Below are 22,324 nucleotides of genomic sequence, written 5' to 3'. Positions count from 1 at the left end.
TCCCCCTCATGCACACCCCACATGACCCGTTTGTCCGTGTCCGAGGCGCCCGGGAGCACAACCTCCAAGGTGTGGACGTCGACATCCCACGGGACGTGCTGGTCGTGTTCACCGGGGTGTCGGGGTCCGGGAAGTCGTCGCTGGCGTTCGGGACGGTGTACGCGGAGGCCCAACGCCGGTACTTCGAGTCCGTGGCGCCGTACGCGCGCCGGCTGATCCATCAGGTCGGGGCGCCGAAGGTCGGGGAGATCACCGGGCTGCCGCCGGCCGTCTCGCTCCAGCAGCGGCGGGCGGCGCCGACCTCGCGTTCCTCGGTCGGTACGGTCACGAACCTCTCGAACTCGCTGCGGATGCTGTTCTCCCGGGCCGGTGACTACCCGCCGGGGGCCGAGCGGCTCGATTCGGACGCCTTCTCGCCCAACACGGCCGCCGGGGCCTGCCCGGAGTGTCACGGTCTCGGCCAAGTGCATCGCACCAGCGAGGAGTCGCTGGTGCCCGACCCGTCCCTGTCCGTCCGTGACGGCGCGATCGCCGCGTGGCCGGGCGCCTGGCAGGGCAAGAACCTGCGGGACATCCTCGACGCCCTCGGGTACGACGTGAACCGGCCCTGGCGTGAACTCCCCGCCGAGCAGCGGCAGTGGATCCTGTTCACCGAGGAGCAGCCGGTCGTCACCGTGCACCCGGTACGGGACGCCGAACGCATCCAACGGCCGTACCAGGGCACGTACATGAGCGCCCACCGGTACGTCATGAAGACCTTCTCGGACTCCAAGAGCGCAACCCTGCGGGCGAAGGCCGAGCGGTTCCTCAGCAGTGTGCCCTGTCCGGGCTGCGGGGGCAGTCGGCTGCGCCCCGAGGCGCTGGCCGTGACCTTCGCGGGGCACACGATCGCCGAGCTGGCCGCCCTGCCCCTCGCCGACCTGGCCGGGCATCTCGACGCGGTCGGCGAGACCGCCCGCGTCCTCACCGAGGACCTCAGGTCCCGTGTCGCCCCCGTCCTCGAACTCGGTCTCGGCTATCTCAGCCTGGACCGCGCGACCCCGACCCTCTCGGCGGGCGAGCTGCAACGCCTGCGCCTCGCCACCCAGTTGCGCTCGGGTCTGTTCGGTGTGGTCTACGTCCTCGACGAGCCGTCCGCCGGACTGCACCCGGCCGACACGGAGGCGCTGCTGACCGTCCTGGAGCGGCTGAGGACCGCGGGCAACTCGGTCTTCGTGGTGGAGCACCATCTCGAGGTCGTCCGGGGCGCGGACTGGCTGGTGGAGGTGGGTCCGCTCGCCGGTGAGCGCGGTGGCCGGGTGCTGCACAGCGGCCCGGTGGCGGAGCTGGCCTCGGTCGAGGGGTCGGCAACGGCCCGTTACCTCTTCGACCGCTCGCCCGCGCCCGTACGCGAAGTGCGCACCCCCAGTGGGCAGTTGAAGGTCGGTCCGGTCACCCGGCACAACCTGCGGGCCGTCTCGACGGAGTTCCCGCTCGGCGTCCTCACCGCCGTGACCGGCGTGTCCGGTTCCGGGAAGTCCACGCTCATCGGTGAGATCACCGAGGAGCTCGCGGGCGTGGGCCGGCTGGTCTCGGTCGACCAGCGGCCCATCGGACGCACTCCCCGCTCCAACCTCGCCACCTACACCGGCCTGTTCGACGTCGTCCGCAAGGAGTTCGCGGGCACCGAGGAGGCCCGTCGGCGCGGTTTCGGGGTGGGGCGGTTCTCCTTCAACGTCAGCGGCGGGCGCTGCGAGACCTGTCAGGGCGAGGGGTTCGTCAGCCTCGAGCTGCTGTTCCTGCCGAGCACCTACGCCCCGTGCCCGGACTGCGGCGGGGCCCGCTACAACCCCGAGACGCTGGAAGTGACCTACCGGGGGCGGAACATCGCGCAGGTGCTGGACCTGACGGTGGAGGCCGCGGCGGAGTTCTTCGCCGCCACGCCCGCCGTGGCGCGCAGCCTGGGGACGCTGCTCGACGTGGGCCTCGGCTATCTGGGCCTCGGCCGGCCCGCCACCGGACTCTCCGGCGGCGAGGCACAGCGCATCAAGCTGGCGAGCGAACTCCAGCGCGGCCGCCGCGGCCACACCCTCTACCTGCTCGACGAACCGACCACGGGCCTGCACCCGGCCGACGTCGACGTCCTGATGCGCCAGCTGCACGGCCTCGTCGACGCCGGGCACACGGTCGTCGTCGTGGAGCACGACATGTCGGTCGTCGCGGGCGCGGACTGGGTCATCGACCTGGGCCCGGGCGGCGGTGACGCGGGCGGCCGGATCGTGGCGGCGGGGCCTCCGGTGGAGGTGGCCGGCGCGAGCGGGAGCGCCACGGCGGCCTATCTGGCGCGGGCCCTGGGCTGAAGGCCCCGCGCACACCCGACCGTCACGCCACGCCGACCTCCTCCGAGACGCGGGTGGGATGTTCCGGCAGCCGCGCCACGGCCACCGCCGTGGAGTGGATCCGGTCCGGCCGGTGGCCGGACGCCTCCGGCTGCGCGGCACGGGCGAGCGAGCGTCGGTCGAGGTGGGCCCCGGCCGGAATGGCGTCCCGTACGTCCACCTCCGCCACCAGCCCCCGCGCCGACACCACCCGCCACAGCGAGGCGAGCAGCGTGTCCTCTCCGACGAACGCGGGCGCGGTGGTGGCCGTACCGCCCGCCAACCGGTAGCGCAGCCGCACCGGTTGGACGGGAACCCGTGCGTCGAGGGCGGCCTGGAAGGCGGCCCGGTGGAAGGGGCCCTGGGCGCGTCCGCACCAGGTGCTGCCCTCGGGGAAGACCGCGACCGCCTGCCCCGCACGCAGTGCCCCGGCGATACGGGCGACCGTGTCCGGCAGGGCCCGCAGCCGGTCCCGGTCGATGAACAGCACCCCGCCTCTGGCGGCGAGCGCCCCCGCCACCGGCCACCGCCGGATCTCGGCCTTGGCCACCATCCGCGCCGGGCGCACGGCCGCGAGCAGCGGGATGTCCAGCCAGGAGATGTGGTTGGCGACCAGCAGCGTGCCGCCGACGGGCTCCGCGGCGCCGGTGACCCGGACCCGGACCCCGGCGGCCCGTACGATCCACCGGCACCACCGCCGCACCGCGCCGGCGGGGATGCGTCCGCCGAGCGGCGCGAGCACGACTCCGGCACCCACCAGGGCCACGACCGCCACCAGCCGCAGTACGGCACACGGTACGGCGGTCGCGGACCCGGTCGGCTCCACGCACGCCCCCGGGGTGCAGGGCGCGCTGGGCAGCCAGCCGCTCATCAGGCCGGTACGAGGGAGAGGAAGTGCCGCAGATAGCGCGGGTTGACCCGGCGCATCGACAGCAGCACATACAGGTCGGCGACCCCGAAGTCCGGGTCGTGGGCGGGCTCCCCGCAGACCCAGGCACCGAGGCGGAGGTAGCCGCGCAGCAGGGCGGGCAGCTCGCCCGGTGCGGCGGCTGCCTCACCGGGGACCCACGGCAGCAGCGGCCGTACGCGGTACTCCTGCGGTGCCAGGTGCCTGGCCCGCACCCGGTCCCAGGTCGCGGAGGCGAGGGCGCCCCCGTCGGCGAGCGGGATCGAGCAGCAGCCGGCCAGCCACTCGTGGCCGCGGTCGATCATGTAGCGGGCGATCCCGGCCCAGATGAGCCCGATGACGGCGCCGTCCCGGTGATCGGGGTGCACACAGGAGCGGCCGACCTCGACGAGGCCCGGGCGCAGGGCGTCGAGCGGGGTCAGGTCGAACTCGCCCTCCGAGTAGAGCCGTCCGGCGACGGCGGCCCGCTCGGGCGGCAGCAGCCGGTAGGTGCCGACGACCTGTCCGGTCAGGGTGTCGGTGACGAGCAGGTGGTCGCAGTAGGCGTCGAAGGCGTCGACGTCGTGCCCCGGCTGGGGGCTGGTCAGCAGGGCGCCCATCTCGCCGGCGAAGACGTCGTGCCGCAGCCGCTGGGCGGCCCGGACGTCGGCCTCGTCGCGGGCGAGGGTGACGGTGTAGCGGGTGGGGGCGGCGGAAAGGGGCGGGGAGTCCAGAGCGGATACGGCGGTCATGGCTCACTCCAGGTCACGGGCCGGTTCGGCCTGAGGGGGAAGAACAGGCCGGCGGGTACGGCCTGCGCGTACCTGTTCTTCCGATGCCGTCTGGCCGGTACATGACCGGTGGCGGGAGCCGGGATGTGAGGTTGTTGAACGCCGTGGTCCGTGGCCGTCACGTGGCCGGGACGCAACCTCCCAGCCAGTAGCGCGTCTCCGCCTCGTCGAGGACGCGCTCCAGGACGAGGTCCCCGGTCATGCTCGGGAAGAAGCGGCCCGAGGGCCAGCTGCGCTCGTAGGCGGGCGGGTCGAGGACGAGCAGGCGTACGCCGTCGACCACGGGGATGTCGGCGGGCGTGCCCTCGTTCCACACCCATTCCCCGCCGGGCGTCATGAGGTTGAACGAGCCCACGGTGTGCACCTGGCCGGGCGCGTCGCGGCACACGGCGGCCTCCTGCGGCGACGGGGCCCGGCCCGGCACATGACCGCCGCCGACCAGGACGTCCGCGAGGAGGGTGTGCAGCTGGAAGTTGTCCCCTATGCCGCCCATGCGCATCCGGTACCCGGTGCCGGAGGGGCGGTGCAGGACGACCAGCGGTTCGTCGTCGAGGACGAGCAGCGCGTACTTCAGGCACTTGAACTGATGCCCGGTCGTCTCCTCGACCGTCGTGACCGCCCGCACCAGCCGGGTGCGCAGCGAGCCGTCCAGCGCGCTGCGCACCTGGGGGTGGTTGAGCAGGGCGAGGCAGGCCATCTCGAACTGGGGCAACGACAGCCAGGCGAGGGCCGCTTCGGGTCCCACTCGCTCGAAGAGCACCGGATGGGCGTCGCTGTCGTCCGGGTGCGGGTGGTCGCCGCCGCCGGTCTCCTGCCAGCGTTCGCGGAACTCCCCCACCTCGGCGAGGGTTTCGGCCAGTTCCACGAAGACGTACGGTGCGCAGGGCCGGGGGTCCGCACCGCGTTCCACGCAGGCGCCGACGATCACCGCCACGATGCCTCGGGGTCCCGGCGGCACCTCGGGCAGCAGCGCGGCGAGCCGCGGGGCGGCCTGGCCGATCTCGTGCGGGCTCGCTTCGCCGAGGCTCGCGTGCATCTCCTGGAACGCGCGCTCGGCCCCGTCCGGGTCCTGGCCGCGCACCGCGGTCTCGAATCCGGCGACGGCGCCGAGGAACCGCTCCCGCGTCTGGCTTCCGAAGATCATGCGCACAGGCTATCGAGGCCGGTGAAGCGAGACGGGGCCGGGGAGCACCACTCCCGGCCCCGCCCGTCCGCACCCTGTCGGCGAACGTCGTTGTGCGGTCTACCTCTTGGCGGCCTTCCGCGTGGCCCGCAGCCATTCCTTGTTCATGCCCGTGATGGACACCAGGGGGATGCCCTTCGGGCAGGCCGTGGCGCACTCGCCGGTGAGGGTGCAGCCGCCGAAGCCCTCCTCGTCCATCTGCGCCACCATGTCGAGCACCCGTGTCTCGCGCTCGGGCGCGCCCTGCGGCAGGACGTTGAGGTGGTTGACCTTGGCCGAGGTGAACAGCATGGCCGCGCCGTTGGGGCACGCGGCGACACACGCCCCACAGCCGATGCACTCGGCGTGCTCGAAGGCGAAGTCGGCGTCGGGCTTGGGCACCGGCGTCGCGTGGGCCTCCGGCGCGGCGCCCGTCGGAGCGGTGATGTAGCCGCCGGCCTGGATGATCCGGTCGAAGGCCGACCGGTCCACGACGAGGTCCTTGATCACGGGGAACGCCGAGGCCCGCCACGGCTCGATGTCGATCGTGTCGCCGTCCTCGAAGGACCGCATGTGCAGCTGGCAGGTGGTGGTGCGCTCGGGTCCGTGCGCGTCGCCGTTGATGACCAGGCTGCACGCGCCGCAGATGCCCTCGCGGCAGTCGTGGTCGAAGGCCACGGGGTCCTCACCGCGCAGGATGAGCTCCTCGTTGAGGGTGTCGAGCATCTCCAGGAAGGACATGTCGCTGGAGATGCCGTCCACCTCGTACGTGGACATGGCGCCGTCGGCGTCGGCGTTCTTCTGCCGCCAGACGCGCAGGGTGAGCTTCATGCGTAGCTCCGCTGGGTGGGGTGGACGTATTCGAAGACCAGGTCTTCCTTGTGCAGGGTGGGAGCCTCGCCGGTGGCGGTGAACTCCCAGGCGGCCGCGTAGGCGAACTCCTCGTCCCGGCGGGCCGCTTCGCCGTCCGGGGTCTGCGACTCCTCGCGGAAGTGGCCGCCGCAGGACTCGGCGCGGTGGAGCGCGTCGAGGCACATCAGCTCGGCGAGCTCCAGGTAGTCGACGATCCGGTTGGCCTTCTCCAGCGACTGGTTGAACTCCTCGCCGGTGCCGGGGACCTTGATGCGGCGCCAGAACTCCTCGCGGATCTGCGGGATGCGTTCGAGCGCCTTGCGCAGACCTGTGTCCGTACGGGCCATTCCGCAGAACTCCCACATGAGTTCGCCGACTTCACGGTGGAAGGAGTCGGGGGTGCGGTCGCCGTCGACGGACAGGAGCAGGTGGAGCCGGTCCTCCGTCTCGGCCAACACCTCCTGCACGGCCGGGTGTTCGGCGCTCACCTCGCCCTGGTTCGGGTTGCGGGCGAGGTAGTCGTTGATGGTCGCGGGGAGGACGAAGTAGCCGTCGGCGAGCCCCTGCATCAGCGCGGAGGCGCCGAGCCGGTTCGCCCCGTGGTCGGAGAAGTTGGCCTCGCCGATCGCGAAGAGGCCGGGGACGGTGGTCTGGAGGTCGTAGTCGACCCACAGCCCGCCCATCGTGTAGTGCACGGCGGGGTAGATCCGCATCGGGACCGTGTACGGGTCCTCGTCGGTGATCCGGGCGTACATGTCGAAGAGGTTGCCGTACTTGGCCTCGACGGCCTTGCGTCCCATGCGCTGGATGGCGTCGGCGAAGTCGAGGTAGACGCCCTGCCCGCCCGGGCCGACGCCGCGCCCCTCGTCGCAGACGTTCTTCGCGGCGCGGGAGGCGATGTCACGGGGCACGAGGTTGCCGAAGGACGGATAGATGCGCTCCAGGTAGTAGTCGCGCTCGTCCTCGGGGATCCTGTTCGGCGGCCGGTCGTCGCCCTTGGCCTTCGGCACCCAGATCCGGCCGTCGTTGCGCAGCGACTCGCTCATGAGCGTCAGCTTGGACTGGTGGTCGCCGGTGCGCGGGATGCAGGTGGGGTGGATCTGGGTGAAGCAGGGGTTGGCGAAGAAGGCGCCGCGCCGGTGGGCCCGCCAGACGGCGGTGGCGTTGGAGTTCATCGCGTTGGTCGACAGGTAGAAGACGTTGCCGTAGCCGCCGCTGGCGAGGACGACGGCGTCCGCGAAGTAGGTGTCGATCTTCCCGGTGATCAGGTCCCGCGCCACGATCCCGCGCGCCCGCCCGTCGACGACGATCAGGTCGAGCATCTCGGTCCGCGGGTGCATCTCGATGTTCCCGGCGGCGATCTGCCTGCTGAGCGCCTGATAGGCGCCGAGCAGCAGCTGCTGACCGGTCTGGCCGCGGGCGTAGAAGGTCCGCGAGACCTGCACCCCGCCGAAGGAGCGGGTGTCGAGCAGCCCGCCGTACTCGCGGGCGAACGGCACGCCCTGAGCGACGCACTGGTCGATGATCTCGACGGAGATCTGCGCGAGCCGGTGGACGTTGGACTCGCGAGCCCGGAAGTCGCCGCCCTTGACGGTGTCGTAGAACAGCCGGTGCACGGAGTCGCCGTCGTTGCGGTAGTTCTTGGCCGCGTTGATACCGCCCTGCGCGGCGATGGAGTGGGCGCGGCGCGGGGAGTCCTGGTAGCAGAACTGGACGACACGGTAGCCCTGTTCGGCGAGCGTGGCACCGGCCGAGCCGCCCGCCAGTCCCGTTCCCACGACGATCACGGTGTGTTTGCGCCGGTTGGCCGGGTTGACCAGCTTGGCCTCGAAACGGCGCGTGTCCCAGCGCTCGTTGACGGGCCCCGAGGGCGCCTTGGTGTCGACGACCGGCGCGCCGGTCGCGTACTCCGCGTAAGAGGTCATGTTCAGCTCACCACTCCGGTCATGACGCCCACGGGTACGGCGATGAAGCCGGCCGTGAGCAGCAGCGCGAGGACGTTCGCCGTGGCCTTCAGGGCGCGGTCGCGGGAGCGGCTGCCGGCGCCGAGGGTCTGTGCGGCGCTCCAGAAGCCGTGCCGGACGTGCAGGCCCAGAGCCAGCATCGCGACGATGTAGATGACGTTGCCGTACCAGGTGGAGAAGGTGTCCACCACGTTCTGGTACGGGTGGCCCTCCTGGAAACCGCCCGTGTGCACGGTGCCGGTCGTCAGGTCGAGGAGGTGCCAGACGATGAAGAGGCCGAGGATGATGCCGCCCCAGCGCATGGTGCGGGTCGCGTAGCTCGCCCGCGGCCTGCGGTGGACGTACTTCGTGGGGCGCGCCCTGATGTCCCGGCGGCTGAGCTGGTACGCGGACACGGCGTGCGCGACGACCGCGAGGACGAGGACGACGCGGATCACCCACAGCGTCCACTCGTAGTGCATGAAGGGCTCGCCGAGGGTGCGCAGCCAGTGGGCGTAATGGTTGAACTCGCCCGCCCCGAAGAAGATCTTCAGGTTCCCGATCATGTGGACGACCAGGTACGACAGCATGATCAGACCGCTGACGGCCATCACCGTCTTCTTGCCGACGGTGCTGTCCCACACGGTGCGTGCCATGGACGGTCGTCGGTCCGTCCGCGTTGCCAGTGCCATGTCCATGAACGCTAGGGCCGTCCGACCCCATCGGTCCAAGACATGGTCCGGCTTGATTCGATAGGCACTGGCTATCGAGCGACTACGCTACGACCATGCAGTTCACGCAGCTCCAGTACTTCGTGGCGGTCGCCGAGACCCGGCACTTCACCCGGGCCGCGGACCTGGTCCATGTCGCCCAGCCGTCGCTCTCCCAGCAGATCAAGGCGCTGGAACGGGAGCTGGGCGCGGATCTGTTCCTCCGGGCCCGGGGCAACATCACCCTCACGGACGCCGGCGAGGCCCTGCTCCCGCTGGCCCGCCGCATCCTGGCCGACGCGGACACGGCCCGGCACGAGGTGCAGGAACTGGTCCAGCTGCGCAGCGGCCGGGTCCGCCTGGGCGCCACCCCGAGCCTGTGCACCGGACTGCTCCCCGACGTGCTCCGCGCCTTCCACGACCGCTACCCCGGCATCCGCCTGCTCATCGAGGAGGGCGGCTCCCACGACCTGGTCCGTGAACTGGCCCGTGGCGCCCTGGACCTCGCGCTGGTCGTCCTCCCGCTCCCGACCCCGTCCCCGGCGCTGACCACGGTGGAGCTGCTGCGGGAGGACCTGGTGGTGGTGTCGTCCCCGGAGGCCCCCAAGCCGGGTGCCGGCCGCCGCACCGTACGCGTCGCCGACCTGGAGGGCGAACGCCTGGTGATGTTCCGGCACGGCTACGACCTGCGCGAACTGACGGTCGCCGCCTGCCGCGCGGAGGGCTTCGAGCCGGACTTCGCGGTCGAGGGCGGCGAGATGGACGCGGTGCTCGGGTTCGTGCGGGCGGGGCTGGGCGTGGCCGTCGTCCCCCGGATGGTGGCGGCACGTTCCGGACGGGGCCTGCGGGTCACCCCCCTCACCCGCCCCGGCCTGCACCGCACCATCGCCCTGGCCCACCGCAGCGACGTGGCCCCACCGCGGGCGGCGCGGGAGTTGCAGCGGATGCTGCTCGAACGGTGACAGCCCCCTACCGCCCTGCGCTCCGCCGCGGCCTGGCGTACGGCGTCCAGCGGGATCCCCGCCCGTTCGCAGAGCGTGGCCAGGTCGAAGTGGATCGTCTCGCCGGCCATCAGTCCCGCGGGGAGCAGTCCGGGAAGGCGATGAAGTACTGCTGGTCGTCGGCGAAGGTCTGCAGCGTGCCGGTGGCCCCTCTTCGATCGTAGGAAGGGGGCACCGGACAGCCACCGCTCGGGGTGTCACACGGCCATCGCTCAGCCCGTCGCGTCCACCAGCGCCAGTTCGTGCAGTCGGTCCGGTGGGCCCGGGCGGGCGTAGTACCAGCCCTGGGCCGTGTCGCAGCCCAGTATGCGGAGTTGCTCGGCCTGGGCGCCGGTCTCCACGCCCTCGACCGTGACCGCGAGGTCCAGGCTGTGGGCGAGGGAGACGATGCCCTCGACGATCTTGAGGTCGACGGGGTCGGCCGGGAACTGCTGCATGCTCTGGGTGAAGGAGCGGTCCAGCTTGAGGATGCTCACCGGCAGGCGGCGCAGGTTCGCCAGGTTCGAGTAGCCGGTGCCGAAGTCGTCCAGGGCGATGTCGACGCCCATCTCGGCCAGCCGGCGCAGGGGCTTGAGCAGATCGTCGTCCGCGCCGATCAGCGCCGACTCGGTGACCTCCAGGCACAGCGCGTCCGGGTCGACACCGGTGCGCTCCAGGATGTCCACCGTGTCCTGTACGAGGCCGGGGTGGGTGAGCTGGCAGGGCGACAGGTTGACGTTGATGCGCAGCGGGCCGGCGTCCGTGTGGCGTTCCCGCCAGTCGCGGGCCTGGCGGACGGACTGCTCCAGGACCCAGCGGCCCAGCGGGACGATCAGGCCCGTGTGCTCGGCGAGCGGGATGAAGCGGTCGGGGCCGAGCACACCGTGCTGCGGATGCAGCCAGCGGACCAGGGCCTCGGCACCGCGCACGCTGCCGTCGCCGAGGTGGACCAGCGGCTGGTACTCGATGAAGAACTCGCCCCGCTCCAGGGCGGTCGGCAGGGCGGTGGTCAGGCCGTGCCGGGTGATGGCGCGGGCGTCCGCCTCCGCGTCCGCCAGCTCGAAGCGGTTGCCGCCCGAAGCCTTGGCCCGGTACATCGTGATGTCGGCGCTGCGCAGCACCTCCGCCGCGCTGCGCTCCCCCGCCGGGCCCTCGACGATGCCGATGCTGCCGCGCACGGTCAGCTCACGGCCGTCGACGCTGATCGGGGCGATGAGCGCGTGCATGATCCGGGAGGCCAGCTCGTCGACCTCGCGCTCGGTGTCGGTCCCCGTCGTCAGCGCCACGAACTCGTCACCGCCCAGACGAGCGACCATCTCGCCGGGCGCGGTCGTGCACGACTGGAGCCGGTCGGCGACCTCCACGAGCAGCCGGTCACCGGCCGCGTGGCCGAGGCTGTCGTTGATGGTCTTGAAGCCGTCGAGGTCGAGATAGCACAGGCCGAACCGCTGGCCCTCCGCCGCCCCGAGCGCCTTCTCCAGGCGTTCGAAGAAGAAGGTGCGGTTGGGCAGGCCGGTGAGCGCGTCGTGGGTGGCCTCGTAGCGCAGCCGCAGGTTGAGCAGCCGGCGCTCGGTGGTGTCCTCCATCAGCGCCAGCTGGTACTGCGGGGCGCCGTCCGCGTCGCGCAGCAGGGAGACCGTCAGGTTGGTCCACAGGGCCGTTCCGTCGGGGCGGGAGAACGCCTTCTCGACGTGGTAGTGCTCGCGCTCGCCGCGGACCAGCTCGTCGTAGAGGGTCCAGGTCTGGGGCGCGTCCTCGGGGTGGGTCCACTCCGCCACGTTCCGGCCGAGCATCCTCTGCTCGGTGATGCCGAACATCCGCAGCAGTGCTTCGTTCACCTGGAGGATGTTGCCTTCGAGGTCCGCCATGCCGATTCCTATGGCCGCGCCCTCGAAGACGGCGCGGAATCGGGCCTCGCTCGCGTGCAGCGCCTGTGCGACCACGCCCTGCGCCTTCAGGGCGGCCGCGGAGATCGCCTCCTGCTCGGCCAGCGTCCGCTCCCGCAGGGCCTGCGCGAACCCGGCGGCCATGGCGTGCTGGAGCCGTGAGGCACGCACCCGCAGATCCTCCTGGTCGCCGTCGCCGCCGCAGTACAGCACCAGGTAGGCGTCGACGCAGTCCAGCGTCCGGCTCAGCGCCTCCGGGTCGGTGCAGTGCACCGTGACGAGGGCGGCCCCGACGGACCTGCCCGCGTCGGCGTCGAAGGTCCTGGTCCGCAGCGCCTCACTCAACCGGCGGGCCAGCGGCAGGAGTTGTGCCTCGAACTCGGGCCGGGTCGAGGACGTCGTGGTCACCGGGAACACCGCCCGGCTCCAGATCGTCGCGAACCGGCGCAGTCTGTCCTCCGGCCCGTCCGGCTCGGCGCTCACGCGCTGCGCCCCACGCCGGCGAACCCGGAGAACGCCCAGGGATCCTCGTCGTCAGGGTCCCAGGCCTCCGTCTCCGGCCGCCAGCGCGGCATCGGCACCAGTCCCGGTTCCACCATGTCGTACCCCTCGAAGAACCGCGCGATCTCGTCGCGCGAGCGCATGATCAGCGGGTTGCGAATGTCCTTGTACACGTCCACCGCACCCCCGGCCCGCTCCGCCGGCAGCGGGATTCCCTCGTACGAGGCATGCGTGAGCACCAGCAGGCTGCCGGGCGCGAGCGCGTCGCGCAGTTCGGCCACCGCCCCGTACGGGTCGTCCTCGTCTTCCACGAAGTGCAGTATGGCAACGAGAAGCAGGGCCACCGGCCGCTTCAGGTCGATCAGTTGCTGTACTTCGGCGCTCGTGACGATCTCCTGCGGCTTGCGCAGATCCGCGGCGACGACCCCCGTCCCCTCGTTCCCGGCGAGGACGGCCTGGCTGTGGGCGACGGCCACCGGGTCGTGGTCGACGTAGACGACGCGTGCGTCGGGGTCGGCGGACTGGGCCACCTCGTGGACGTTGCCGAAGGTCGGGATGCCCGAACCGATGTCCAGGAACTGGGAGATGCCCTGGTCGACGGCGAAGCGGACCGCACGGCGCATGAACGCCCGGTTCGCCTGCATGATCTTGGGCAGCCCCGGCATGAACTCCATCGCCTTGCGAGCGGCTTCCCGGTCGACCTCGAAGTTGTGCGAACCGCCCAGGTAGTAGTCGTAGATCCGCGAGACACTGGGCACCGAGATGTCGATGCTCCGTGGGGCCCAGGCGGGACGCTCCATCTAGCTCTCCAAGGCTTCAGGCGATCCGGTGTTCGAGCTGAGGCTACTGATCGCCTGCCAAAGGAGCGAGCCGAAACGGAAATTGACCGTCCGTTCCCGGTCACTGCCTGCGGCACGTGCCGAGTTGACCATGCCATAGAAGCGGTGAATCACGGCAAACCGGTCCGCCCCCTGCGCGCGGTGCGCAGGGGGCGGACGGGTCACCTTCGGGCGGGCCGGGAGGGCGGGCCGGGAGGGCGGCCTCTACTTCTTCGGCGCGCCGATCGGCTTCCCGTCGGGTGCGACGGCGTACCACGTACCGCCGACGCCCTGACCGTTGGTGTCGCCCGGCTCCTTGTCCTGGGCGAAGGTGTAGATGGGCCAGCAGTTGATGGTCTGCTGCTTGACCCCGTCGGGCCGGGTGAAGCTCATCAGGCCCTTCTTCACGACGCCCTTGGTGTCGTTGGCCTCCACGGGGCCGACCGCCGGCCACTTCTCCAGGCAGGCTCCGGTGCACCGCGAGATCGGGTCGGGCCAGGCGGTGTCCTTCAGGAAGCGGTAGACCGTCATGCCGTTCTTGTCGACGACGATCTCACCGAGGTTGGGGTCCTCACGGGTGGACAGTCCGGGCAGCGAGGCCAGCGAGGCCTTCTTGCCGGTGGGGGCGAGCGCGTACCACTTGCCGCCCACACCCTGGCCGTTGACGTCCCCCGCGTTGACGTCCTTCGCGTAGCGGTACGCCGGCCAGCCGCCGATCGTCAGCTGCTTGCTGCCGTCGGTGCGGGTGACCTCACCGAGCAGCGACTTGTCGATGCCCGCGCCGGCCGTGGCGTCGTCGGCCGGCACCGGGGGCCAGGTCGTCGCGCAGTCGCCGTCGCAGTTGGACTTCGGCGGCTCGGCCGTGTCCGTGTCGAAGCGGTAGAGGGTGAGGCCGGCGTTGTCCGTCAGCACCTTGCCGAGCTCGGGGTTGGTGACGACGGCCAGCTTGCCCGCGGAGGCGGCCTTCGCCCCGGGGCTGCTCGCCGAAGGGCTCGCGCCGGTCCCGTTGCCATAGCCGGAGCCGACGCCGGCCCCCGCGCCGGCGTTGCCGTAGTCGCCGGCCGCGGCGGTCGCGCCCACGTTCTGACTGCTCGCGGACGGGGCTGCTTCCTGGCCGCACGCCGTCGTCAGCGCCAGCACCGCCGCAGCGCTCGCCACGAGCGATGCACTCCGCCAGGAGGTCTTCATCGTCAACTCCCCATATTCGTACGGGTGTTGCAGCGCCCTATGCGCCGCCGCACGGCCATGAGTACGGACGGAAGTGGCTGTTGTGTTCAACCAGGGCACAGATTTCTTTTCGGAAGCTGTGACACGGGTGAACTCAAACCCCGAAACGGCCCGCTCACTCCTTCGGGGCAATCCCCCGCCACCAGGGCGCACCGAAGCGCGTTCTGGGTTCATGATCTGCGTCGTGCATCGACCCGAACCGACCCAATACGCCCCTGCCATACGGGTGTTGACCGCCCTGGCGTTGGCATGGCTGTGCGTCGGCGTACCGGCAGGCACCGCGCGGGCCGACGCCTGCGCCTCCGCGTCGACCGGTCCGGACGGCACGGTCGCGGTGGCGGTCGCCGGAAGCGGCCTGACCTGGCCCGTTCCTCCGGGGTGCCCGACACCGACTCCGCCGCCGTGCCCCACGCCCACACCTACGCCCACCCCCACACCCACCCCGAAACCGACGCCGACGCCGACGCCGACGCCGACCAAGGCGAGTCCCACCCCGAAGCCCACGCCGAAACCGACCCCACCACCCCCGGCCCCGCAGCCGGCGGCCCCCGCACCGCGTCCGACCCCCACACCGACGCCCACCCCGCCCCCACCCCAGAAGCCCGAGCCCGAGCCACCACCGAAGCCGACCCCCCGCCCGTCCGCGACCCCGTCTCCGGTGAGCTATCCGGCGTACCACGCGCCCGTCTCCCGGCGGTCCCCGCACCACGGCACCTCGCCGCTCACCTTCGTCCTGCTCATCGCCGTGCCCGCGATCGCCGCCGTCGCGGCGCTGCGTCCGCGCTGATCCCTGGAGGCATCCCTTGCCGGAATGGCTTGTTCTCACCCTCGCGATGCTGGCCGCCTGTGCCGTGGTGGTCGTCATCGTCGTCGTCCGCCATGGCGCGGCGTCCGACGACGAGGACCCCGACGAGACCCCGGACGTCATCGAGTACATGACGATGTGGATCGGCGTGGTGTACGCCATCGTGCTGGGTCTGGCCATCGCCGGGGTGTGGGAGGGGCGCAGCGCGGCCCAGGACCACGTCCAGGCGGAGGCCGTCGCCCTGCACGAGGTCTCGGAGCGCGTCCGGGTCTATCCGGCCGACGCCCGTGACCGCATTCGGGAGGATGTCAACGCCTATGTCGGACACGTCGTGAACACCGAGTGGCAGACGATGGCCGACAAGGGCGAGGTCACCGAGCGCGGCACCCGACTGATGGAGAAGCTCCGTCAGGACGTCACCGACTACGAGCCGGCGAACGACTTCGAGGCCCAGGCCTACCAGCCGCTGGTCGACCAGGTGGCCGCGGCCGACGCGGCGCGCACCTCCCGGACCAACGCGATGGGGGCGACGATGCCGGGGGTGGTGTGGTTCGGGCTGGTCGCCGGGGCCGTCATCACCATCGGCATGGTCCTGGCCCTCCAGATCCGCAGAACGCCACGTGAGCTGATCCTCGCGGGGCTGTTCTCCGCCCTGATCGCCTTCCTGCTCTTCCTGATCTGGGACTTCGACGCGCCCTACAGCCGGGGCATCACGGCGTCGGCGGAACCGTTCCTGAACCTGTTCCCGAGCATCAGGGGCTGACAGGCTCTCACCTGCCGGGCCCCGGAGGGGACGCCAACGCCGTCGCCGTAACCCGCCGCCACGCCGTCGACGTCCCCCGAGCGGCCCACAACCGTGCCCCATTCGCCCGACAGCGTTCGCGCACATGTGCGTACCTTCCTAGCGTTCCGATCATCGAGGTGCATTTCCGGCACAACGCGGAAAAGGTCCGCGGCTGCTCCTCGGGGACCCGGAGGACTCACCATGCGCGCGATACGCGTAGCTTCGGCCGCACTGCTGGGCGTAGGCGCCCTCGCCTTCTCCGCTCCGGCCGCCGTGGCGGCCGTCGACGGCAACATCACGCCGTTCGGCTTCAGCGTCATGCCCTCCACGATCGCCGCGGGCGGCCAGATCACCCTGCAACTGGACCGGGACAGCGGTGGCTGCACCGGGTCCGCGACCGTCAGCTCGGGGGTGTTCGACACGATCACCATCCCGGGCAACCGGTCGTCGGCGGCGGCGGTGGTCGACTGGGACGCCAAACCGGGCGCGGTCTACAAGGTGACGTTCTCCTGCAACGGTGTGAGCGGCTCGACGGAACTGACCATCGCCACCGGTCGCACCACCCCGACCACCCCGCTCAACCCGACGCTGTACCCCGACCGCGGGGTGCACGCCGGTGAGGGCGGCAGTGTCGCCGGTTTCGACCTCAAGGAGATCGGTCTGGGCGCCGCGCTCATCGCCGGCTCGGTCGGGGCGGCGTACCACTTCTCCCGGCGCCGCACCGGCGACGACGGCGCCTGACCCCGCCGCGTCCCACCGCACAGGCCTTCGCCCCGGACCTTGGAAGAGGTTCCGGGGCGAAGGCCTGTCACGTGCGAACGGATACTCCGAGGAGGCCGATCAGATGCGCTTCTCGGACCTGCGGCGCATCCAGAACACCCCGCCGCCGATGACCGCGGCGGCGACGAGTCCACCGCCGATGGCCATGTCGGTCGGGGTGGCCCCGGTGGCGCTGCTGCCACCGAGACCGCCGCGGACGGCGCCGATGACGGTGAAGGCGTTCGGGTTCGTCATGACCCCGTTGGCGCAGGTGACCGTGATGCTGTGCGTTCCCTGTCGGGCGTTGTTGCTGACTCTGGCGGTACCGCTCGCCAGGTTGCCGCCGGCCGAGGTCAGGTTGACCGTCTGGAAGGCGTCGGAGCTCGCGGTCGCGGGCGTGGAGCAGTTGTTGACGGTGATGGTCAGCTGCCCGCCGCGGGCGATCGCGCTCGGCAGGGCGGTGACGTTGGACGGGGTGTTCATGCCGTCGGCGACGGCGGCGGGGGCGGCGAGGCCCAGAGCGGCGACCGCGGCGGCAGAGGCCGCCAGGGCACGGGTGGTACGCATGTGATCCTCCGCGGAAGACGCCCCGGGAACGGTCCCCGGTGGATCGGCGAGAAAGCGCCTCCCAGAAAGACCCTCAGATGCCGTGCGCGCGGGCGCATTTCGGCGATGGTCCGTCCTGGTGAGCGGACACGCCGGGCGAAAAGCGCACAATCACAAATAGTCGCAGGTCACGGACCGTCAGAAATTTCCTGTGAGCGTCAACTCGGATGGCGCACCCCCACGCCTGGCGGCCACCCGTTCGCCTTTGCCCCGTCGCCGGTTTCGTGCCCGGCACTTAGCGTGCTCGTATGCGCGAATGACGTGGCGACGGCCGCGTCGAGAGGGGAAGTCGAATGTCTGCGTCCGAGCTGGCCGATCTGGCCGAAGAGGAGGAGCAGCGGAAACGGCGCGCTCCTTGGGGCGTGATAGCGCTTGTTCTGCTGACCGGCCTCGCTCTCATTCGGAATGGTTCGGGAGAGTTCGACGTGGGTCCGCCGCAGCCGGCGACGGCGGCTGCGGCGGACAGTCGTGTGCCCGGCGCCTTCTCCGGGTCGGCGGCGCCGCTGTCGTTCGCCGAGCCCGAGCGGGTGCGGATTCCGGCGATCCAGGTGGACGCGCCGGTCATGCCGGTCGGCCTCGACACCGAGGGCTGGGTGGGCGCGCCGCCGCCGGAGGACCCGAACCTGGCGGGCTGGTTCACCGGTGCCGTCTCGCCCGGCGAGAAGGGCACGGCCGTCGTCGTCGGCCATGTGGACAACAAGATGGGGCCCGCCGTGTTCTACGGACTCGGCGCCCTGAAGAAGGGAAATCGCGTCGAGGTCAGCCGCAAGGACGGGAAAACAGCGATCTTCGAGATCTACGGCATCGAGGTCTTCGAGAAGAACAACTTCCCGGGCGACCGTGTCTACGGTTCCAAGGGCACCCCGGAATTGCGGGTCATCACCTGCGGGGGCGGTTTCTCGAAACAGAGCGGTTATGCCGGGAACGTCGTCGCCTTCGCCCGCCTGGTCGAGGTCCGCTGAGCGAACCCCGACCGGGCGGGGTGACCGGTGTTTACGCGTAATGCCGTCTCGGGACGGTGATGTGATATCCGGAGTCGAGAAGCCGCGGCAGATAGTCGCGCAGCGCCCGGACACTCTGGGAGCGGTCGCCCCCGGCGTCGTGCGAGAGCACCACGACGCCGGGGGCGGCGCCGTTCTCGACCCGCCGCTCGATGGTGCCGGCACCCGGGGTGGTCCAGTCGAGGGTGTCGACGGTCCAGGCGAGGGGTTCCATGCCGAGTTCGGAGCCGAGCTGGAAGGCGGTGCGGTTCCAGGCGCCGTAGGGCGCGCGGAACCACTGGGGGCGTTCGCCGTAGGCCTCCTCGATGACGTCGCTGGTGCGTTCCATCTCGGAGCGGATGCGGCCGCGGCTGAGGCGGGTCAGCAGCGGGTGGGACCAGGTGTGGTTGCCGACGACGTGCCCCTCGTCGGACATGCGCTCCAGCAGGTCCTTGTTGTCGACGGCCATCTCGCCGCACACGAAGAACATGGCGTGGACGTCGTACTCGGCGAGGGTGTCCAGGACGGCGGGGGTGTAGCGGGGGTCCGGACCGTCGTCGAAGGTCAGCACCATGGTGCGGCCGCGTCCGTTCACACGCAGCAGCGGTTCGCGGCGCACCGGGGTCCGGCCGGGGGCGGCGCGGGGCGGGCCGTACCCGGTCAGGGGCTGGAGCCGGTAGGCCGAGGGTTTGAGGGGGCGGCGGGCGGGGGGTCCCGCGGCGGGCAGCGGGGGCTTGACCGGGTCCTCGCCGCCGAGTGCCGCGAACAGCCCGGCGGTGCCGGCGGCCCCGACGGCGGCGGCGCCGGCGAGCAGGGCCCGGCGTCGCGTGAGCAGCCGGGTGAGCAACTGATCCTTCGTCATGACTCATCAGTCGCCCGCTCGACGGCCGACGCACCAGGACAGCACCGGTGCGGCGGCAGGAAAGCACCCGCCCGGCCTATGACGGGCCGTCAGTGGCGGCGTACGAGCGGGAACGGGAGGGTTTCCCTGATCGTCAGCCCGGTGAGGAACATGACCAGTCGGTCGACGCCGATGCCGAGCCCGCCGGTGGGCGGCATGGCGTACTCGAGGGCGTCGAGGAAGTCCTCGTCGAGTTCCATGGCCTCCGGGTCTCCCCCGGCGGCGAGCAACGACTGCGCGGTGAGGCGGCGGCGCTGTTCGACGGGGTCGGTGAGTTCGGAGTAGGCGGTGCCGAGTTCGGTGCCGAAGGCGACGAGGTCCCAGCGTTCGGCGAGCCGTGGGTCGACCCGGTGCTGGCGGGTGAGCGGGGAGACGTCGGTCGGGAAGTCCTTGTAGAAGGTGGGCAGCTGGGTCTTCTCCTCGACGAGGCGTTCGTACATTTCGAGGACGACGTCGCCGCGGCCGTCGTCGGGGGTGTACGGCACTCCGGCGCGGTCGCACAGCCGGTGCAGCCGGGCGAGTTCGGTGTCGGCGCAGACCTCCTCCCCCAGCGCCTCGGAGATCGCGTCGTGCACGGTCTTGACCGGCCAGGCCCCGGAGATGTCGTACTCCTGACCGTCCTTGCGGGCGACGGGTGTGCCGAACGCGGCGGTGGCGGCGCCCTGGATCAGCTCGCGGGTGAGGTCGAGCATCACGTCGTAGTCGGCGAAGGCCTGGTAGGCCTCCAGCATCGTGAACTCGGGGTTGTGCTTGTAGGAGACGCCCTCGTTGCGGAAGGTGCGGCCCATCTCGAAGACCTTCTCCAGGCCGCCGACGCAGAGCCGTTTGAGGTACAGCTCGGGGGCGATGCGCAGATAGAGGTCGAGGTCGTAGGCGTTGATGTGGGTGGTGAAGGGGCGGGCGTTGGCGCCGCCGTGGATCTGCTGGAGCATCGGCGTCTCGACCTCCAGGTAGCCGCGCTCCAGGAGGCCCTGGCGCAGGGCCTGTACGGCGGTGGAGCGGGCGCGGACCACGTCGCGGGCCTCGGGGCTGGCGACGAGGTCGAGGTAGCGCATACGGACCTTGGCCTCGGGATCGGTGAGGCCGCGGCGTTTGTCCGGCAGGGGGCGCAGACACTTGCCGACGAGCTGCCAGGAGGTGACGAAGACGGTCGGCTCGCCCTTGTCGCTGAGCCCGGCCGTGCCGGTGGCGGTGATGTGGTCGCCGATGTCGGTGTCCGACCGGAAGCGGTCCACGCCGTCGTGGGTGAGGGCCAGTTGGTGGTCCCCGGACCAGTCGCGCAGGGTGACGAAGACGATGCCGCCGAAGTCGCGCACGCGCATGATCCGGCCCGCGACGGTGACCTCCTCGCCGTTGTGGACATCGGCGAGGGCGTGGGTGCGGGCCGGGATTCCCACCGGGTAGGGGTCGATGCCCTCGGCCCTGAGCCGGGCCAGTGTGCGGTGCCGGATGCGGGCCTGTTCCGGCAGGCCCGCATCCGGCTCGGCGGCCCCGGTCTCGTCCCCTCCGGCGAGGCCGAGCGCCGACAGCGACGGCAGGCCTTCGGTGGTGGCCGGCCGCGGCCCGGCCTTCGGGTGCCCCTTTCCCCATAGTTTGCGCAGCGACGGTACGGAGACGAAGCCCTCGGCGATTCCGGAGGCGAGGCCGATGCGGGCGAGGGCTCCGGTCTCGCCGTAGCAGATGAAGCGGGGGTACCACTCGGGCCTGTACTTGGCGTTGGAGCGGTAGAGGGCCTCCAGTTGCCACCACTTGGAGAAGAACAGCAGCAGTCGGCGCCAGAGGCGGAGCACGGGTCCGGCGCCGATGCGGGCGCCCTCCTCGAAGACCGAACGGAAGACGGCGAAGTTGAGGGAGATCCGGCGGACGCCGAGTTTCGGTGCGACCGCGCAGAGTTCGGCGACCATGAACTCCATGACGCCGTTGGGGGCGCTGCGGTCACGGCGCATCAGGTCCAGGGAGACGCCGTCGCCGCCCCAGGGCACGAAGGAGAGCAGGGCGAGCAGCTTGCCGTCCTCGCCGAGGGCCTCCACGAGAAGGCAGTCGCCGTCGGCCGGGTCGCCGAGGCGGTCCAGGGCCATGGAGAAGCCGCGTTCGGTCTCGGTGTCGCGCCAGGCGTCGGCCTTGTCGACGACCTCTTCCATCTCCGTGTCGGTGAGGGCGCGGTGGCGGCGGACGCGGCAGTGGGCGCCGGTGCGGCGCACCCGGTGCACGGCCTGCCGGGTGACGCGCATGTCGCGGCCGTTCAGGTCGAAGCCGGCCACGTTGAGGATCGCCTCGTCGCCGAGTTGGAGGGCGCCGAGTCCGGCGCGGGCGAAGGCCTTGGCGCCGTCCTCGGAGGCGCCCATCGCGGCGGGCGCCCAGCCGTGCCGGCGGGCCGCGTCGAGCCAGGCGGCGATGGCGTGCGGCCAGGCCTCGCGGTCGCCGACGGGGTCGCCGCTGGCGAGGCAGACGCCGGCTTCGACGCGGTAGGTGACGGCGGCCTTGCCGCTGGTGGAGAAGACGACGGCCTTGTCGCGGCGGGTGGCGAAGTAGCCGAGGGAGTCGCGGTCGCCGTAGGCCTTGAGGAGGGCGCGGATGCGGGCCTCCTCGTCGCCGTGCAGGGCGGCTTCCAGACGCTGGGAGCGGAAGAGGGTGGCGGCGGCGTTGAGCAGCGCGAGGGCGCCGAAGAGGCCGAGCAGGAAGAACAGGGCGCGTGGTGGGGCGCCGTCGAAGGAGCGGCCGGAGACCAGGCCGCCGCAGACCCGGTTGGCCGACCAGAGCAGCCGCTGGCCGCGCGGCAGCGTGCCGGGGAACAGCTCGACCAGGCCCCAGCCCACGAGGATGCCGAGGAGCAGGCCGAGGATCAGCACGCCGACGGCCCGGCGCACCGCGCCGCGTCGGGAGTCGGCGTAGAACTCGCCGCGGGCGACGACGAGCAGGGCCAGGGCGAGGGCGCACACCACCAGGGACGGGACGGAGTCGGCGTACAGGCCGACCACGACGCCCAGCGCGTCGACGAGGACCAGCAGGCCGAGGTAGACGACCACGAGCCACCAGGCGACCCGTTTGCGGGCCGCTGTCGCGCCGGCCAGGAGAAAGAGGAAGACGGCGTAGGCGAGGTTGGCGCTGACCGGGACGATGAGCACGTCGAGGAAGCGCACGACGGGACGCAGCGGTCCGCGCAGCGGCGGGATGAAGGCCAGCAGCAGACAGAGCAGTCCGAGGGCGCCGAAGAAGGCGGCGAAGCCTTCGGGCACCCTGCTGAGGAGGCCGCTGCCGGGCCGTCGTATCGGGCCCTTGCTGTCCTTCGCCGGGGCGGCCTCGACGGTGGCACTCATGTTCCGACTGTAGGAACTGCTCGCCGACCTCGCCCGTCGGGAGGTCCCGCGTGACGGCG

Annotated in this window: 18 protein-coding genes; 6 read left to right on the top strand and 12 right to left on the bottom strand. The window is 71.5% G+C overall.

The window, feature by feature from the left end; genetic code table 11:
- Positions 1-8 precede the first annotated feature (8 nt).
- A complete protein-coding gene (locus tag ACIHIX_RS36045; RefSeq protein ID WP_399963780.1) occupies positions 9-2,339 on the top strand; it encodes an ABC transporter in 2,331 nt (776 codons plus the stop codon).
- A 22-nt stretch (positions 2,340-2,361) separates the two neighbouring features.
- Here ACIHIX_RS36045 and ACIHIX_RS36040 read toward each other — a convergent pair whose 3' ends face one another.
- The 6 genes from ACIHIX_RS36040 to ACIHIX_RS36015 all read right to left on the bottom strand — a co-directional run bounded on the left by ACIHIX_RS36040 (position 2,362) and on the right by ACIHIX_RS36015 (position 8,647).
- Positions 2,362-3,228 (bottom strand): lysophospholipid acyltransferase family protein, encoded by an 867-nt coding sequence (locus ACIHIX_RS36040; protein ID WP_399963778.1) that lies wholly within the window; start codon positions 3,226-3,228, stop codon positions 2,362-2,364.
- Entirely contained in the window at positions 3,228-3,995 is a 768-nt protein-coding gene (locus tag ACIHIX_RS36035; RefSeq protein WP_399963777.1) for a GNAT family N-acetyltransferase, read from the bottom strand. Before ACIHIX_RS36035 ends, ACIHIX_RS36040 begins: the two co-directional genes overlap by 1 nt.
- Before the next feature lie 157 nt (positions 3,996-4,152).
- A complete protein-coding gene (locus ACIHIX_RS36030) occupies positions 4,153-5,178 on the bottom strand; it encodes a hypothetical protein (protein WP_399963775.1) in 1,026 nt (341 codons plus the stop codon).
- 99 nt (positions 5,179-5,277) lie between these two features.
- The gene (locus ACIHIX_RS36025) at positions 5,278-6,027 is read right to left on the bottom strand and encodes a succinate dehydrogenase/fumarate reductase iron-sulfur subunit (RefSeq protein ID WP_399963773.1); all 750 of its coding nucleotides are present in this window, start codon (positions 6,025-6,027) and stop codon (positions 5,278-5,280) included.
- The gene (locus ACIHIX_RS36020; protein WP_399963771.1) at positions 6,024-7,973 is read right to left on the bottom strand and encodes a fumarate reductase/succinate dehydrogenase flavoprotein subunit; all 1,950 of its coding nucleotides are present in this window, start codon (positions 7,971-7,973) and stop codon (positions 6,024-6,026) included. The genes ACIHIX_RS36025 and ACIHIX_RS36020 overlap by 4 nt, the downstream gene beginning before the upstream one ends.
- 2 nt (positions 7,974-7,975) lie before the next feature.
- A complete protein-coding gene (locus ACIHIX_RS36015; RefSeq protein ID WP_399963769.1) occupies positions 7,976-8,647 on the bottom strand; it encodes a succinate dehydrogenase in 672 nt (223 codons plus the stop codon).
- A 131-nt stretch (positions 8,648-8,778) separates the two neighbouring features.
- Between ACIHIX_RS36015 and ACIHIX_RS36010 the strand changes: the two genes are divergently transcribed.
- The gene (locus tag ACIHIX_RS36010; RefSeq protein WP_399963767.1) at positions 8,779-9,663 is read left to right on the top strand and encodes a LysR family transcriptional regulator; all 885 of its coding nucleotides are present in this window, start codon (positions 8,779-8,781) and stop codon (positions 9,661-9,663) included.
- A gap of 251 nt (positions 9,664-9,914) precedes the next feature.
- Here ACIHIX_RS36010 and ACIHIX_RS36005 read toward each other — a convergent pair whose 3' ends face one another.
- The 3 genes from ACIHIX_RS36005 to ACIHIX_RS35995 all read right to left on the bottom strand — a co-directional run bounded on the left by ACIHIX_RS36005 (position 9,915) and on the right by ACIHIX_RS35995 (position 14,074).
- A complete protein-coding gene (locus tag ACIHIX_RS36005; RefSeq protein WP_399963765.1) occupies positions 9,915-12,050 on the bottom strand; it encodes a putative bifunctional diguanylate cyclase/phosphodiesterase in 2,136 nt (711 codons plus the stop codon).
- The gene (locus ACIHIX_RS36000; protein ID WP_399963763.1) at positions 12,047-12,868 is read right to left on the bottom strand and encodes an SAM-dependent methyltransferase; all 822 of its coding nucleotides are present in this window, start codon (positions 12,866-12,868) and stop codon (positions 12,047-12,049) included. The genes ACIHIX_RS36005 and ACIHIX_RS36000 overlap by 4 nt, the downstream gene beginning before the upstream one ends.
- A 243-nt stretch (positions 12,869-13,111) precedes the next feature.
- Positions 13,112-14,074 (bottom strand): SCO0930 family lipoprotein, encoded by a 963-nt coding sequence (locus tag ACIHIX_RS35995; protein WP_399963761.1) that lies wholly within the window; start codon positions 14,072-14,074, stop codon positions 13,112-13,114.
- Between the two features lie 223 nt (positions 14,075-14,297).
- Between ACIHIX_RS35995 and ACIHIX_RS35990 the strand changes: the two genes are divergently transcribed.
- From ACIHIX_RS35990 to ACIHIX_RS35980, 3 genes are all read left to right on the top strand, one after another.
- Positions 14,298-14,900: a hypothetical protein gene (locus ACIHIX_RS35990; RefSeq protein WP_399963760.1), complete on the top strand. Its 603-nt coding sequence runs from the start codon at positions 14,298-14,300 to the stop codon at positions 14,898-14,900.
- A 16-nt stretch (positions 14,901-14,916) separates the two neighbouring features.
- Positions 14,917-15,681: a DUF4239 domain-containing protein gene (locus tag ACIHIX_RS35985; protein ID WP_399963758.1), complete on the top strand. Its 765-nt coding sequence runs from the start codon at positions 14,917-14,919 to the stop codon at positions 15,679-15,681.
- Between the two features lie 222 nt (positions 15,682-15,903).
- Complete coding sequence (locus ACIHIX_RS35980; protein ID WP_399963756.1) at positions 15,904-16,443, top strand: hypothetical protein; 540 nt, start codon at positions 15,904-15,906, stop codon at positions 16,441-16,443.
- 99 nt (positions 16,444-16,542) lie between these two features.
- Here the strand turns inward: ACIHIX_RS35980 and ACIHIX_RS35975 are convergent, their stop codons facing one another.
- The gene (locus ACIHIX_RS35975) at positions 16,543-17,028 is read right to left on the bottom strand and encodes a hypothetical protein (protein ID WP_399963754.1); all 486 of its coding nucleotides are present in this window, start codon (positions 17,026-17,028) and stop codon (positions 16,543-16,545) included.
- A 332-nt stretch (positions 17,029-17,360) separates the two neighbouring features.
- Between ACIHIX_RS35975 and ACIHIX_RS35970 the strand changes: the two genes are divergently transcribed.
- A complete protein-coding gene (locus ACIHIX_RS35970; protein WP_399963752.1) occupies positions 17,361-18,029 on the top strand; it encodes a class F sortase in 669 nt (222 codons plus the stop codon).
- A 31-nt stretch (positions 18,030-18,060) separates the two neighbouring features.
- On the opposite strand, the gene ACIHIX_RS35965 is transcribed toward ACIHIX_RS35970, so the two are convergent.
- Entirely contained in the window at positions 18,061-18,909 is an 849-nt protein-coding gene (locus tag ACIHIX_RS35965) for a polysaccharide deacetylase family protein (RefSeq protein WP_399963749.1), read from the bottom strand.
- Between the two features lie 89 nt (positions 18,910-18,998).
- Positions 18,999-22,265 (bottom strand): bifunctional lysylphosphatidylglycerol synthetase/lysine--tRNA ligase LysX, encoded by a 3,267-nt coding sequence (gene lysX, locus ACIHIX_RS35960; RefSeq protein ID WP_399963746.1) that lies wholly within the window; start codon positions 22,263-22,265, stop codon positions 18,999-19,001.
- Positions 22,266-22,324: the final 59 nt, after the last annotated feature.

Origin of the sequence: Streptomyces sp. NPDC051913, assembly GCF_044593635.1 — a bacterium.
Taxonomy (GTDB): domain Bacteria; phylum Actinomycetota; class Actinomycetes; order Streptomycetales; family Streptomycetaceae; genus Streptomyces.
This window is presented reverse-complemented; position numbering and strand designations above follow the sequence as displayed.